At 70.4% G+C, this 12,048-nt stretch carries 11 protein-coding genes; 8 read left to right on the forward strand and 3 right to left on the reverse strand.

Translation table 11 applies throughout. The features are described 5' to 3' along the window. Positions 1 to 319: 319 nt before the first annotated feature. Positions 320 to 2,701: a serine/threonine-protein kinase gene (locus G6O69_RS19460; RefSeq protein WP_172305020.1), complete on the forward strand. Its 2,382-nt coding sequence runs from the start codon at positions 320 to 322 to the stop codon at positions 2,699 to 2,701. Here G6O69_RS19460 and G6O69_RS19465 read toward each other — a convergent pair. Further along, positions 2,691 to 4,544, reverse strand: coding sequence for a cytochrome P450 (locus G6O69_RS19465; RefSeq protein ID WP_172305021.1), 1,854 nt, complete (start codon positions 4,542 to 4,544; stop codon positions 2,691 to 2,693). The genes G6O69_RS19460 and G6O69_RS19465 overlap by 11 nt on opposite strands. Before the next feature lie 148 nt (positions 4,545 to 4,692). Between G6O69_RS19465 and G6O69_RS19470 the strand changes: the two genes are divergently transcribed. Both G6O69_RS19470 and G6O69_RS19475 read left to right on the forward strand, forming a co-directional pair. Beyond that, positions 4,693 to 5,295 (forward strand): NAD(P)H-dependent oxidoreductase, encoded by a 603-nt coding sequence (locus tag G6O69_RS19470; protein ID WP_172305022.1) that lies wholly within the window; start codon positions 4,693 to 4,695, stop codon positions 5,293 to 5,295. Next, complete coding sequence (locus G6O69_RS19475) at positions 5,292 to 5,981, forward strand: NAD(P)H-dependent oxidoreductase (protein WP_172305023.1); 690 nt, start codon at positions 5,292 to 5,294, stop codon at positions 5,979 to 5,981. The genes G6O69_RS19470 and G6O69_RS19475 overlap by 4 nt, the downstream gene beginning before the upstream one ends. 106 nt (positions 5,982 to 6,087) lie before the next feature. On the opposite strand, the gene G6O69_RS19480 is transcribed toward G6O69_RS19475, so the two are convergent. Next, positions 6,088 to 7,848 carry a TolC family protein gene (locus G6O69_RS19480; RefSeq protein WP_172305024.1) on the reverse strand — a complete coding sequence of 587 codons (1,761 nt, stop codon included), beginning with the start codon at positions 7,846 to 7,848 and terminating at the stop codon, positions 6,088 to 6,090. Positions 7,849 to 8,293: 445 nt separating this feature from the next. On the opposite strand from G6O69_RS19480, the gene G6O69_RS19485 reads away from it, so the two are divergent. The 5 genes from G6O69_RS19485 to G6O69_RS19505 all read left to right on the forward strand — a co-directional run bounded on the left by G6O69_RS19485 (position 8,294) and on the right by G6O69_RS19505 (position 10,971). Then, complete coding sequence (locus G6O69_RS19485) at positions 8,294 to 8,935, forward strand: RNA polymerase sigma factor (protein ID WP_176396966.1); 642 nt, start codon at positions 8,294 to 8,296, stop codon at positions 8,933 to 8,935. A gap of 16 nt (positions 8,936 to 8,951) precedes the next feature. After that, a complete protein-coding gene (locus G6O69_RS19490) occupies positions 8,952 to 9,464 on the forward strand; it encodes a hypothetical protein (RefSeq protein WP_172301262.1) in 513 nt (170 codons plus the stop codon). Continuing rightward, the gene (locus tag G6O69_RS19495; protein WP_172305026.1) at positions 9,461 to 10,000 is read left to right on the forward strand and encodes a hypothetical protein; all 540 of its coding nucleotides are present in this window, start codon (positions 9,461 to 9,463) and stop codon (positions 9,998 to 10,000) included. The genes G6O69_RS19490 and G6O69_RS19495 overlap by 4 nt, the downstream gene beginning before the upstream one ends. Beyond that, positions 9,997 to 10,479 carry a hypothetical protein gene (locus tag G6O69_RS19500; protein WP_172305027.1) on the forward strand — a complete coding sequence of 161 codons (483 nt, stop codon included), beginning with the start codon at positions 9,997 to 9,999 and terminating at the stop codon, positions 10,477 to 10,479. The genes G6O69_RS19495 and G6O69_RS19500 overlap by 4 nt, the downstream gene beginning before the upstream one ends. Positions 10,480 to 10,548: 69 nt before the next feature. Continuing rightward, positions 10,549 to 10,971, forward strand: a complete 423-nt coding sequence (locus tag G6O69_RS19505) for a CBS domain-containing protein (protein ID WP_172305028.1) — start codon at positions 10,549 to 10,551, stop codon at positions 10,969 to 10,971. 112 nt (positions 10,972 to 11,083) lie between these two features. Here the strand turns inward: G6O69_RS19505 and G6O69_RS19510 are convergent, their stop codons facing one another. Further along, positions 11,084 to 11,950 carry a hypothetical protein gene (locus tag G6O69_RS19510; RefSeq protein WP_172305029.1) on the reverse strand — a complete coding sequence of 289 codons (867 nt, stop codon included), beginning with the start codon at positions 11,948 to 11,950 and terminating at the stop codon, positions 11,084 to 11,086. Between the last annotated feature and the right edge of the window lie 98 nt (positions 11,951 to 12,048).

A 12,048-nucleotide genomic window follows, 5' to 3' on the forward strand; every position in this document is an offset into this window, starting at 1 on the left:
GACTGTACAGATCATGGGGAACACGCCGTCTACTAGTGCCCTACAGGTACTGGTAGGCGGCTGCGCGAGGTGCCCCGATGGCGGGCTTGGGTGTGAAGGCTCGCGCACGTCCTGTCAGGGCGAGGTCCTTCGCCGTGTCTCCTGTCACTTCGTACAGCTGGGCTCGGTCGACGTGGGGTGGGGGCTCGGACGTACAGGTGATGAATTGGCAGATGCGTGATCTACCAGGGGTTACTTACTGTAGAGAAACCGGGGCGCCCCAGGGCAGCCCGGCGCAGGGCTTCGCGCTTCTTGATCGAAGGCCGATACCCCGTGCAACATGGCGACTCGACGCCCACCCGGGCGCCACTGCATGCGTTACCTCGGCCCATATCAGCTGCTGCGCAGGATCGGCACTGGCGGCATGGCCGAGGTCTGGTCTGCGCGCCGTGCCGCGTCGACCTCGACGGTCGGGGGCGACAAGTTCCTGGCGATCAAGGTGCTCGCGCCACACCTCGCGCAAAAGCAGCAGTATCGAGACATGTTCCTGGCCGAGGCCAGGCTGTCGATGCTGCTGAGCCACAGCAACATCGTCCAGGTCTTCGACGCCATCGACGAGGGCGACGAGTGCTACATGGTCATGGAGCTGATCGAGGGCATGACGCTCTCGCAGCTCGAGCGTGGCCTGGGCAAGCAGGGCCGCAAGCTCCCGGTGCGGGTCTCGGCCTACGTGATCGGCGAGCTGCTCCGGGCCCTGGCCTACGCCCACGAGGTCCGCACGCCGGCCGGCTCGGTGATCGTTCACCGCGACGTCTCGCCGCAAAACGTGATGGTCACGACCTCCGGCGAGGTCAAGCTGATGGACTTCGGCATCGCTCGCTTCGCGACCGAGGAGACCCAAGGGGTCTTCGTCAAGGGCAAGCTCCAGTACATGCCGCCGGAGCAGCTCAAGAAGCAGACCCGGAACCCGACCATCGATCTCTTCGCCGTCGGCGGCATCCTCCACGAGCTCATCGACGGCCGGCCCTTCCGGGCGCGGATCGACGAGACCCGGCTGCTGGGCATGGTCCTCCAAGGTGAGGTCCCCGAGCTCAACGTCGACCCCACCGAAGTCCCCGCTCAGCTCGACCTGCTGCGCATGTGGCTGCTCGAGCCCGAGGAGGTCGACCGGCTGCAGAGCGCCAAGGAGTCCCTCGAGCAGCTCTACAAGTGGCCGGACTATCGCAACGAGTCCATGGGCCTCGGGGCGCTCGTCCAGGAGTTCGTCGAGCGCTCCTCGGCCTACGCCATCCCCGAGGAGATCCTCGAGTCCGAGGGCTCGTTCTCGGGCGTGCCGGTGCCCTCGGCCTCGCAGTCGAGCGCTGCAATTTCTCGAACTGGCTCGCGCACCGGCTTGCGGACGGGTCCTTCGCCCTCGGCCTCGCAGAGCTCGCCCTTCGTGCGCGAGGTCCCCGACAAGGCGCCGGCCGTGCCCACGGTGGGCTCGAGCCCGCGGCGCCAGAGCTTCTCGCCCGGGGCGACCCCGGGGCAGTCGGGCAGCTACGCGCAGCAGCGAGACGAGGGCGTGCGCGCCGACGAGTTCGCTGGCCCCGACGAGGTCACTGTGGTCTCGAGCGCGCTCGAAGACTCGGCTGCGCCCACCGGCGAGGTCGAGCCCGGCGGCGCGCCACGGCAGCGAGACTTCGAGACGAGCGCGGCGCTGAGCCTGGACGCCGCGACGCAGGAGGTCGCTACAGGTGCGGCGACGCGGGCAGACGCCGCGGCGGAAGAGGCCGCGGCGGAAGAGGCCGCGGCGGAAGAAGCTGCGCGAGAAGAGGCGGAGTGGGGCGCGGCGCGAGAAGAGGCCGCGCGAGAAGAGGCGGCCGCAGAAGAGGCGGCCGCAGAAGAGGCGGAGTGGGGAGCCGCGCTCGACGGCGCCATGGCCTCCGCGGCCGCCCCTGCCGCGGCGGGGGAGCACCCCGAGGCCGCCGGCGCGCTCGTGCAGGCCGCCTTCGACAGCGACAGGACGGACACGGATCTGCGCCGGATCATGGGCTCGTCCGCCTCGTCCGCCGAGTTCCCCAAGACCGAGCCCGAGCGCGAGCTCGCCTCGGACAGCGGGCTCTACTACGACGGAGGCATCGGCGGCCTGGGCAGCGGTCGCCCCAAGTGGCTGATCCCAGCCCTCGCGGGCGTCGGCCTGCTCGGGCTGATCGGCCTGAGCGCCGCGATCTTTGGCGACGACGACGACGAGGCCAACGATCGCGACGCAAAGCCGGTGGTGACGCGTCACATCGAGCCCGACCCCGAGCTGGCGAAGGCCGCCGCGCAGGAGATGGCCGAGGCCGGCGAGGCGGGGGAGACCGGTGAGGGCGAGACCGGCGGGACCGGAGAGACCGGCGAAGACGCGGCCGAGCTCGCCGCTGCGCCCGAGGACGAGGACGAGGCCGAGGGGGGCGACGAAGACGAGGACGAGGACGGCGACGACGCCAAGTCCAAGCGCCGGGTCTCCGTCGAGTTCGTCGCCAACGAGTTCTTCTTCGTCTACGTGAAGGTCGACGGCCGGGTCATGACCCTCGAGCCGCGCCGCCAGGCCCGGCTGACGGAGGGCCGCCACGCGGTCTACATGCGCCAAAAAGAGGGCGACTCGTGGAAGCGCGCGGGGACCATCGAGGTCCGCGCCGGCAGCAAGTACCGCGTCGAGATGCGCAAGCCCGCCGGGCTCAAGCTGGTCAAGAAGTAGGCGCGTCGGCCTCGCGCCAGCGCGGGCGCACCATCAGCCCGTGCTGGGCCCGCAAGGTCAGCCCCGTGGCGTCCAGCCCGGGCTCGAAGCCGGGGAGGAGATCCAGGCGGCAGCGCTGGAGCAGCGTGGCGGTGACGAGCTTCATCTCCATCATCGCGAAGTGCTGGCCGATGCACTTGTGTGGCCCGACGAAGAAGGGCAGGTAGGCGCAGGCGTGGCGCTCGGCCCTGGCCGCGGGGGAGAAGCGCTCGGGGTCGAAGCCCTCGGGGTTGGGCCACAGCTCGGGCCGCCTGTGGGTGACGTAGGGCGAGAGCAGCACCCAGGACTTCGCGGGGATCGTGAACCCGCCGATGTTGTCCTCGGCGACGACCTCGCGGGCGAGCAGGAAGGTCGGCGGGTACAGGCGCATGGTCTCGAGCAGGACCTGCTCGAGGTACTCGAGCTCGGGCAGGTGGGCGGCCGTCGGTGTGGCGTCGCCGAGCACCCGCGCGAGCTCCTCGTCGACGCGGCGGGCGACCGTGGGGTGGCGAGAGAGCGCGTAGAACAGCCAGGTCAGGGCGTTGGCCGTGGTCTCGTGGCCGGCGATCAGGTAGGTGAGGACCTCGCCGCGGAGCTGGTCGTCGTCGAGGCCGTCGCCGGTCTGGGGGTCGACGGTGGTGAGCAGCATGGCCAGGAGATCCGGGGGCGCCTCGCCGCGCTTGCGCCGGGCCGCGAGGGTCTCGTCGACCGTGCGCGTGAACAGGGCGTGGGCCCGGCTGTAGCGCAGGTTGCTGGGGGTCGGGACCGAGCTCGGGAGGCGAAAGGGGCTGGACGAGCCGGCGGCGTACTCCAAGGTCAGCGCGAGGGCCTCGCTGAACGCCCGGGTCTGCTCGGCGCGGAGGTCGATGCTGAACAGCGCCAGGCCGATGATCCGCAGGGTCAGGCGGTGGAACTCACCGGCGAGCTCGACCGCGCCCCCGGGCTGCTCGCGGGCGGCCCACTCGTCGACCATCTCGTCGGCGCAGCGGACCATCATCGCGCTCATCTTGGCCAGCGAGTCGCGGTGGAAGGCGGGCTGGGTGATGCGGCGCAGCGCTCGCCAGTCCTCGCCCTCGGTGGTCAGCACGCTCTTGCCGACGATCAGTCGGATGCGCTCTTGGCTCTCGCCGCGGATGTAGTTGTCGGTGCGCTCGATCAGCACGCGCTTGATGTGATCGGGGTGCGAGATCAAAAACCACTCGTTGCCTGGGATGCGGACGCGGACGACGTCGCCGTGATCGTTGAGGCAGCGCAGCAGCAGGCCGAGGGGATCGCGGCTCAAGGCGGCGAGCTCACCGACGAGCACGCTCCCCCGCGGTCCGGGCACGCTCGGCACGGGCTCGGCCTCGACCCGCGAGACGATCTCGCGCCAGGTCCCGGCGTCGCCGATGCCAAAGGCCTCGGCGATCGTCGCCAGCGCCTGCTCCTCCTCGGCGCTGATCGACTCGGTCAGCCCCCACATGCCGCCGGCGGCCTCGGCGACCTCCTTGCAGAGCACCAGCAGGCTCGACAGGGTCTGGACCGAGACCGCGCGGCCGAAGCCGCGGCGCTCGTTGGCCAAAGAACGCAGCAATTTCAGGCCCTCATCGATGCTCGTTGGCGTCGGCGGCGTGGACAGCCAGCGCTCGAGCAGGGCCTCGCCGCCGCCGGTCAGCCAGCCCTTGTCTCGACCCACGCGGCGGATCAGCGAGCCCTCGGCCCGCTGCACGGTGCCGTCGGCCCAGGCCACGTAGACCAGCGGCAAGAGACCCAGGGCGCGATAGTTGTCGCGATCGATCCCAAGCTCGCCCATGGTCTTCGAGATGTTCATGGCAGCTTCGAGCATGACCGATCTTCGCGTGGCCTCGAAGCACGAGCTGCGTTCCTCGCCGACACCAGCCCGGGAGGTGGGCCGCTCGGTTACGTGTTTGCAACGCTGTCAGGCGCAACATCTGCGCTTTTGGGGCACGTACAGGGGGAGGAGTCTTGGTGGCGTGAAGCGAGCGTTGATCTTCAATGGCTCTCTCGGCGGGGGGCACGACGGCTGCGATGCGCTCAGCGCCCGCCTCGCCGCGCGCTTCGAGGCGCTGGGCGTCTCGGCCGAGGTCCTGTGTCTGCGCGAGCTCGAGCTCGCCCACTGCGTGGGCTGCTTCGAGTGTTGGGTCGAGAGCCCCGGGCAGTGCAAGACCCACGATCAATCTCAGGACATCGCGCGGGCGTGGATCAACGCTGACGTGACCTCGATCGTCACGCCGGTGACCTTTGGCGGGTTCTCCTCGGAGATCAAAAAGATCCTCGACCGGCTGATCTGCCTGGTCGAGCCCTTCTTCACCAAGGTCGAGGGCGAGGTCCACCATCAGCCTCGCTACGATCACTACCCCGCGAAGCTCGACGTCGGCGAGCTCGCCTCGCCCGATCCCGAGGCCGCGGCGGTGTTCAGCAAGCTCGTCGGCCGCGTGGCCCTCAACACCCACGCGCACATCCACCTCCCGCTGGTGGTCGCCGCAGGCGAGGCGCCGGCGCGCCTCGAGGTGGCGCTCGACGGGGCGATCGCCGAGGTCCTCGCCCGCGTGGCTCGAGAGGAGGCGGTCGCGTGAAGGTGCTGCTGCTGATCGGGAGCGGGAAGCCGGCGGGGACGAGCGCCTCGGAGTCGCTGCTGCGGTTTTTGGGCGAGCAGCTCGCGGCCCAGGCGGGGGAGGGCGAGGCCGAAGGGATCGAAATTGAGATCGAGCGCCTGGTCGTCTACTCGCACCGCGGGCAGGCGCTGTGCGAGAAGGTCGACGCCGCCGATCTCGTCGTGCTCGCCAGCCCGGTCTACGTCGACTCGCTGCCCTACCTGGTCACGCAGGCCTGCGAGCGGATCGCCGCGCACCGCGAGGCCCAGGCCGAGCCTTCGCCCACGCGCTTCGCCGCGGTCATCAACTGCGGCTTCCCCGAGGCCGCGCACTGCGAGACCGCCGTGGATATCGCGCGGATCTTCGCGCGCGCGGCCAAGCTCGAGTGGGCGGGCGCCCTCGCCATGGGCGGCGGCCAGCCCATCGGTGGGCATCGCCTCCAGGAGGCCATGCCGCACGGGCGCTGGGCGGTGCCGGCGCTGACCATGGCCGCAGAGGCCCTCGCGCGCGGCCAGTCGATCCCCGCGCGGGCCGTCGAGCTCATGAGCCGCCCGACCATGCCGCGCTTTTTGTACATGATGATCGGCAACACCCAGTGGCGGACGCGGGCGCTGGGCAGCCACACGCTCACGCAGCTGCGCGCCAAGCCCTTCGCCGAAGACAGCTGAGCGAGGGGCCGGCCGCTCGGGCCGATCCAGCCGGCCGTGAGGGCGCGCTGGTCCGCTCGCGCTCGCCAGACGCGAGCGTGCTGGCCTGGAGGGCCAGCAGCTGGGCTCAGTTGCCTGGGTTGGCGGCCGAGGGCAGGTCGAGGCCGTAGGCCGGGAGGATCTCGCCGGTCAGGGCCTGGAGGTCCGAGCGCGCCTTGAGGTAGTCGAGGCCCGCGAGCAGCCGGGTGTTCTCGGCGCTGAGCAGCTCGTCGATGCGCTCGAGCACGTCGTAGTTGGTCGAGCGGCCGACCTCGAAGCGCGCCTGCTCGGCGGCGAGGTTCTGCTCGGCGAGCTCGATGGAGAGATCCGCGAGCTCGATCTGCTTGAGCGCCGAGCGCATGCTGTTGGTCGCCGTGATCACCTGGGTCGAGGTGCTCTGGCGCGTGGACTTGAGGTTGAGCTCGGCCTGGCGCAGCTCGGCGAGCACGCGCTGGTGGTTGCCCTTGGCGGTGCGGTTTTGGATCGACCAGGTCAGGTCGAGGGCGCCGGTCACCGTGTACTCCGCGATCAGGCCCTGGCTGGCGATGTCGGCGGTGACGAAGTTGCGGAAGGCCTCACCCCAGCTGCCGGCCTCGCCGGCCTCGCCGGTGCTCGAGTCGGCGCTGGTGTCGACGCTGCGGCCCTGGGTGGAGAAGTTGCCGGTGAAGTCGAGCTGGGGCAGGCGCTCGTTGGCGGCCTCGAGCTCGTCGATGCGCTTGCTGGCCAGGGCGATCTCGAGCTGGCGCACGGAGGGGTTGGCCTGGAGGGCCTTCTCGATCGCGGCCTGGACGTCGACGGGCTCGGGCTCGAGGAAGCCGACGGGGTCCGTGGTCGGTGTGACCCCGAGGGTGTCGCGGCCGGCGAACTCCTGGCCCATGAGCGTGCGCAGGCCCAAGCTGGCCTCGAGCAAGGCGTTCTCGGCCAGGAGCACGTCGGTCTCGCGCTGGGCCAGGCTCTGCTCGACGGCCTTGGCCTCGACGGCGGCCAGGCGCCCGGCGGCGACCTGGGCCTCGGTGCGCGTGAGTTGCTCCTTGGCCAGCTCCACGCCGGTGCGCTTGTTCTCGAGATCGCGCTGGGCGTAGAGCACGTCCCAGTAGGCGCTGATCAGATCACGGATGGCGTTTTGTGCCGAGACCAGCTCGTCGGCCTCGGCGCTCGAGCGGGCCAGCTTGGCGCGGTCGATGGCCGCGCGGTTGACCTTCACGCCCATGCCGCGGAGCAGCGGATGCGAGAAGGTCAGGCGCGGCTGGATCGAGTAGGAAGCCAGGGTCGTCGACCCGCCGGTGGGGTCGATGATGCTCAGGGGCTGGTCCGTGAGGCTGCGGGTGACGTCGACCTGCACGGAGAAGCTGCCGCCGGTCTCGAGCTGGCGGGACACGCCGAGGTAGCCCGAGAGCGAGCGCGAGCCGGTGCTGAACACGTAGACCGAGCCGCGCGGCGTGCTCTTTTGCAGCGAGGCCTCGAGCCCGGCCGTCAGCTGCACGTCGAAGGCGCCCGTGGCCGCGAGCACGTTGGCCTCGCTGATCTCCACGGCGACGAGCTTGTTTTGCAGCTCGATGTTCTCGTCGAGGGCGAGCTGCAAGACCTCCGAGAGCTGGAGGTCCTCGGTGGCGAAGGGCAGCACGTAGTCCGTGTCTCCGAATGCCTCGCTGCGCAGGCTCTCGGGATCGCTGACGTGGCTGTCTGCCATCGCGCTCGCGGGTTGATCGGGCGCGTCGACCTGATCGGGTGCGTCGACCTGATCGGGTGCGTCGAGCGGCTGCTCGGAAGACGCGCCCGTCGGCGGACTCCAAGCGGCGAGGCCAGCGAGGAGCGCGAGGGTGAGCGACGTGGAGAGGGACGCAGACACCGGAGTCGTGGGCTTGACTACGCTCCGGGGCGCGGAGGGTCAAGCGTTGGAGCCTTCGACCCGGCCGCGTTCACATTGGTTTACATGAATTTGTGGTGGAGAGGTGCTGGAACTCTCGTCCGGGCTGGCCGCGGGCTGAGCCGTGGGCCGGCCCAGCCATGGCCAGAGGAGCACAACGCGCGATCCGAGCGCGTCTTTCTGGAAAAAATCGCCAGTTCTGTCGCTAGAGCCGTAAGTCGACGCACGACTCTCAGTTGGGGTTAGGAATGGGCGATTTCTCGACGAGGCCGTTGAGAGCACGATCTCGGACGCCGCGGCGCCCTGGCCCGGAGAGGGTCGATGTAAGGTGGACCGGAGGGCCCCGTTGAGCACGCGAACCTCACTCGCGTCGCCCGGTGACCCATCATCCCGACCAGGGCCTGTGCCCGGACCGGGAGGGACGCAAGTGACGAGCGCGACCCCGACCTCCGATGCGACCGATGAACCAGGCGAAGTGGACGAGCGCGCGCTCGTCGAGCGGGCCCAAGCGGGCGACCAGCGGGCCATCCGAGCGCTCTACATGCTCCACGCGAACACCGTATTTCGCTGCGCCATCATGCCCATGGTCCGGGATCGCAACCTCGCCGAGGACCTGCTCGCCGACACCTTCCTGCGGGCGATCGAAAACCTCCACCGCTTCAGCTGGCAGGGCAAGGGCTTGCTGCCGTGGCTGATCCGCATCGGCAAGAACCTGTGCCTGGATCACCTGCGCAAGGCCGGGCGCGTGGGGGCCTGGCCCGAGGGCCTCGAGCATCAGCTCCCGGACCCCACGGACGACGACGCCGAGTCTCTGCTCGGTCGCGCCGAGCTCTCGGACGTGCTGCGCGAGCGGATCGACGCGTGCATGGCCGAGGTCAACCCGCGCTACCAAAAAGTCCTTCAGCTGAGGATCATCGACAAGCGCTCGCGGGAGGACGCCGCCGCGCAGATGGGGGTGACCATCGGCACCCTCGATGTACTCTTGTTTCGGGCCTGCAAGTCCTTTCGCAAGATCTATGTCCGTCGCTACGGCGACGAGGCCGGCGCCGAGTCCTGGCTCGCGCCTTGAGGAATTCACACCAGCGATGACGTCGCCAAGCAAAGACACGATCGCGCGCGAGCTCGCGGCCCTCGACGAGGCGCCGCTGAGCGAGGACGAGCGCGCCCTGCTCGAGTCCGAGGGGGCGCTCGAGGGCCGGGCGGAGATCGCCGAGGTCGCGCGGATGCATGAGCTCGCGGAGCCCCTGGCCTTCGAAGACCTCTCGGAGCTGGAGCTGCACCGAGGCTGGCGGCGGGTCGAGGCTCGCTCGGCGCCCGCGCCCGACGAGCAGGGATCGACGCGCGGCCGAGCGGGGGGCGGTGGACGTCGGCGCTGGCCGCTGGCCGCCGCCGGGTTGGCGGCCGCGGCTGTCCTCGCCGTGCTCGTGCTGCGCGAGGGCGAGGGCCCTTCCCAGACCGAGCTCGCGGAGCTGGCCGAGGTCGGCGAGCACGCGCGGAGCCTGCTCGAGGCCCTCGATGACGGCGTGGGCGACAGCGAGCGGGCCGCGGCTCTGGCCGCGGACTACGAGCGTCGGCTGCGTGCCGGAGGTGGCGGGTGAGTCGACGCGTCAGCGCGCGGGGGCTGCTCGCCGTGGCTCTGAGCTGTGCGGTGCTCGGCGGCTGCGCCGAGGAGGGCTCGGTCAGCTCGGAGCCCGAGCTGGACCTTCGCCTCGAGACCCACGCCCTGCTCCCGGGGGAGCCCAGCGAGGCCGGGCTGGCCTACGTCGAGGCCGTCGCTGCGGCGCATGGCCGGGCCGACGCGATCGCCGACGCCCAGGCACGCGCGGCGGTCCTGAGCGCGGCCCTCGAGCTCGAGGCGCCCGCAGGGGACGGCACCGCGGAGCTGCTCGAGGTCCAGCTCGCGGCGCGCCTGGGCGAGACCCTGATCGAGGCCGGGGAGGCCGAGCGCGCGCTCGAGCTGCTCGAGCGCTACTTCGCCCCCGAGCGCTCGCTGCCGCTGGATCGCGTCAGCGCGCGCGGTCTGGTCGCCATGGGTGACGCGGCGGCCCGCAGCGGCGATCATGCCCGGGCCATGAGCGCCTACGCCCGCGCCCTCGAGGTCCTCTCCCTGCTGCTCGAGGAGGTCGAGTCGTGAGCCGTGTCCGTCCTTTGATCGGTCTGTCTGGCCTGTCCATCTTCGCCCTGCTCGGCCTCGGCATCGCCTGTGACGAGCGCGGGGGCGCGAGCACGGTGATCCCCACGGGGGGCGGCGGCGGGGACTCGCAGCTCAAGCCCGAAGGTGAGTTCGAGGGCGAGTCGATCGACGAGCTCGATCTGCGCCTCGAGCGACTGACCGAGGAGCACGAGGCTCGGATCGCCGCGGGGACCAACGACCCCAGCGAGTGCGAGGCGCTGTGCGAGCTCTCGCAGGCGATCTGCGAGGTCAAGACCAAGATGTGCGAGATCGCCGACGATCGCGTCTCGGACAGCGAGTACCAGATGCTGTGCCGCAAGGCGAAGCAGCGCTGCGAGCAGGCCTCGGACAGCTGCGTGCGCTGCGTGGAGCACAACCAGGACGCGGCCAGCGCTGGCGCCGAGGCTGGCAGCAGCTGCGCCGGTGAGCCCGAGCGCTGACGCGCCCACTCGACGGCCTGCGGGTGTTTGCCGGCGCGGCTGGGATTGTGAGAGAGTCCGCGCGCGAGCATGGGACGAATCCCGCGGATCAAGTCGGTCATGACGGCCTTCCCCTTCTCCATCGCCCCAGGAGAGGACCTGGCGCGCGCGCAGGAGATGATGCGCGAGCATGGGATCCGTCACCTGCCGGTCTGCGAGCAGCACAACGTGATCGGCATCCTGTCCGAGCGCGACACCCGGGTGGCGCTGCGCGTCGACGCCCAGGGGGTGCCGCTGACCGTGGGCGACGTGTGCACGCGCCAGCCCTTCATCGTCGGCCTCGAGACCCCCCTCGACGAGGTCGCCGAGGAGATGGCCAGGCGACAGATCGGCTCGGCCCTGGTCATGCGCGGTGACAAGCTCGCCGGCATCCTCACGACCACGGACGTCTGTCGCCTGCTCGCCGAGACCCTGCGCGACTGCTTCGACAGCGAAGACGACGACGTCGCCTGAGCGCGCTCGTGCGCGATGGTCCGCGTCGCCCCTGCGGGCTCTCGAGCGCGTCGAGGGCCGGATGCGCCCGCGCGCTCGTGCGTGGTGCACGAGCACGCGAGGGCGTGCGCTCTCAGCCCTCGCCGGGGCCGACGATCAGCACCTGGAACCACTCGTCGGGCGTGTCGGTGCACTCGATCTCGTGCAGGTGGCCAGCGGCGCCGACCCAGATCTCCGTGCCCTCTTCGCCGCCGACCTCGGCGTAATTGGCGTCGAAGATCTGGGCCTCCTCGCCGGCGATGGTCGTCATCAGGGCGAGGCGCTCACGCTGGCCGCAGCCGTCCGAGACGGGCTCGCATAGGTCGTAGACCGCGGTCAGCTCGACGGGCGAGGTGAACTCGAATTCCTCGGGCGGCAGGAGGCTGTCGCCGTCGATCAGCGTGAGCAGGTGGCCGGTGCCCTCGACGTCCAGGCGCAGGTAGGTGTTGAACCACCACGGCCCCTCGAGGATGTAGCGCATCGAGATGGCCTCGCCGCCGACCAGGGGCAGGCTCATGTCGGGGCTCACCGCGATATCGATGACGGCGACGTTCTCGAGCTCGGGGCAGTCGAGGATCAGCACCTGGGTCACGCCGTCGGTGTCGATCTCGGCCAGCGTGCAGGCGAGGTCGAGGTCGACGGAGGGCGGCTCGTCCAGGGCGCCGACCTCGATGCTGTAGGAGATCGTCACGTCGCCCTCGGGCTCACAGCTGAGGTTGCCGGTGTCGGTCTCCTCGGTCCCGTCGGTGGTGTCGGTCTCGTCGGTGGACTCGGTCTCGTCGGTGGACTCGGACTCGTCGGTGGACTCGGACTCGTCGGTGGACTCGGACTCGCCGGACTCGTCGGTGGACTCGGACTCCTCCGCGCCGCCGTCGTCGGAGCAGCCGCTGGCGAGGGTCAACGAAGAAATTAGGGTCAGCGCGCAGATACTCGCGCGAGCTCGTAGGTGCTCAATGCTCATCTTCGTGGTCTAGCTCGCTGATGGCGCATGGCAAGCGGCCTCCATCGGCGGATCGAGATGTCGCAGGCCCCTCGATGGGGAGGCTGCTCGTGTGTTCC

Source organism: Pseudenhygromyxa sp. WMMC2535 (genome assembly GCF_011083025.2).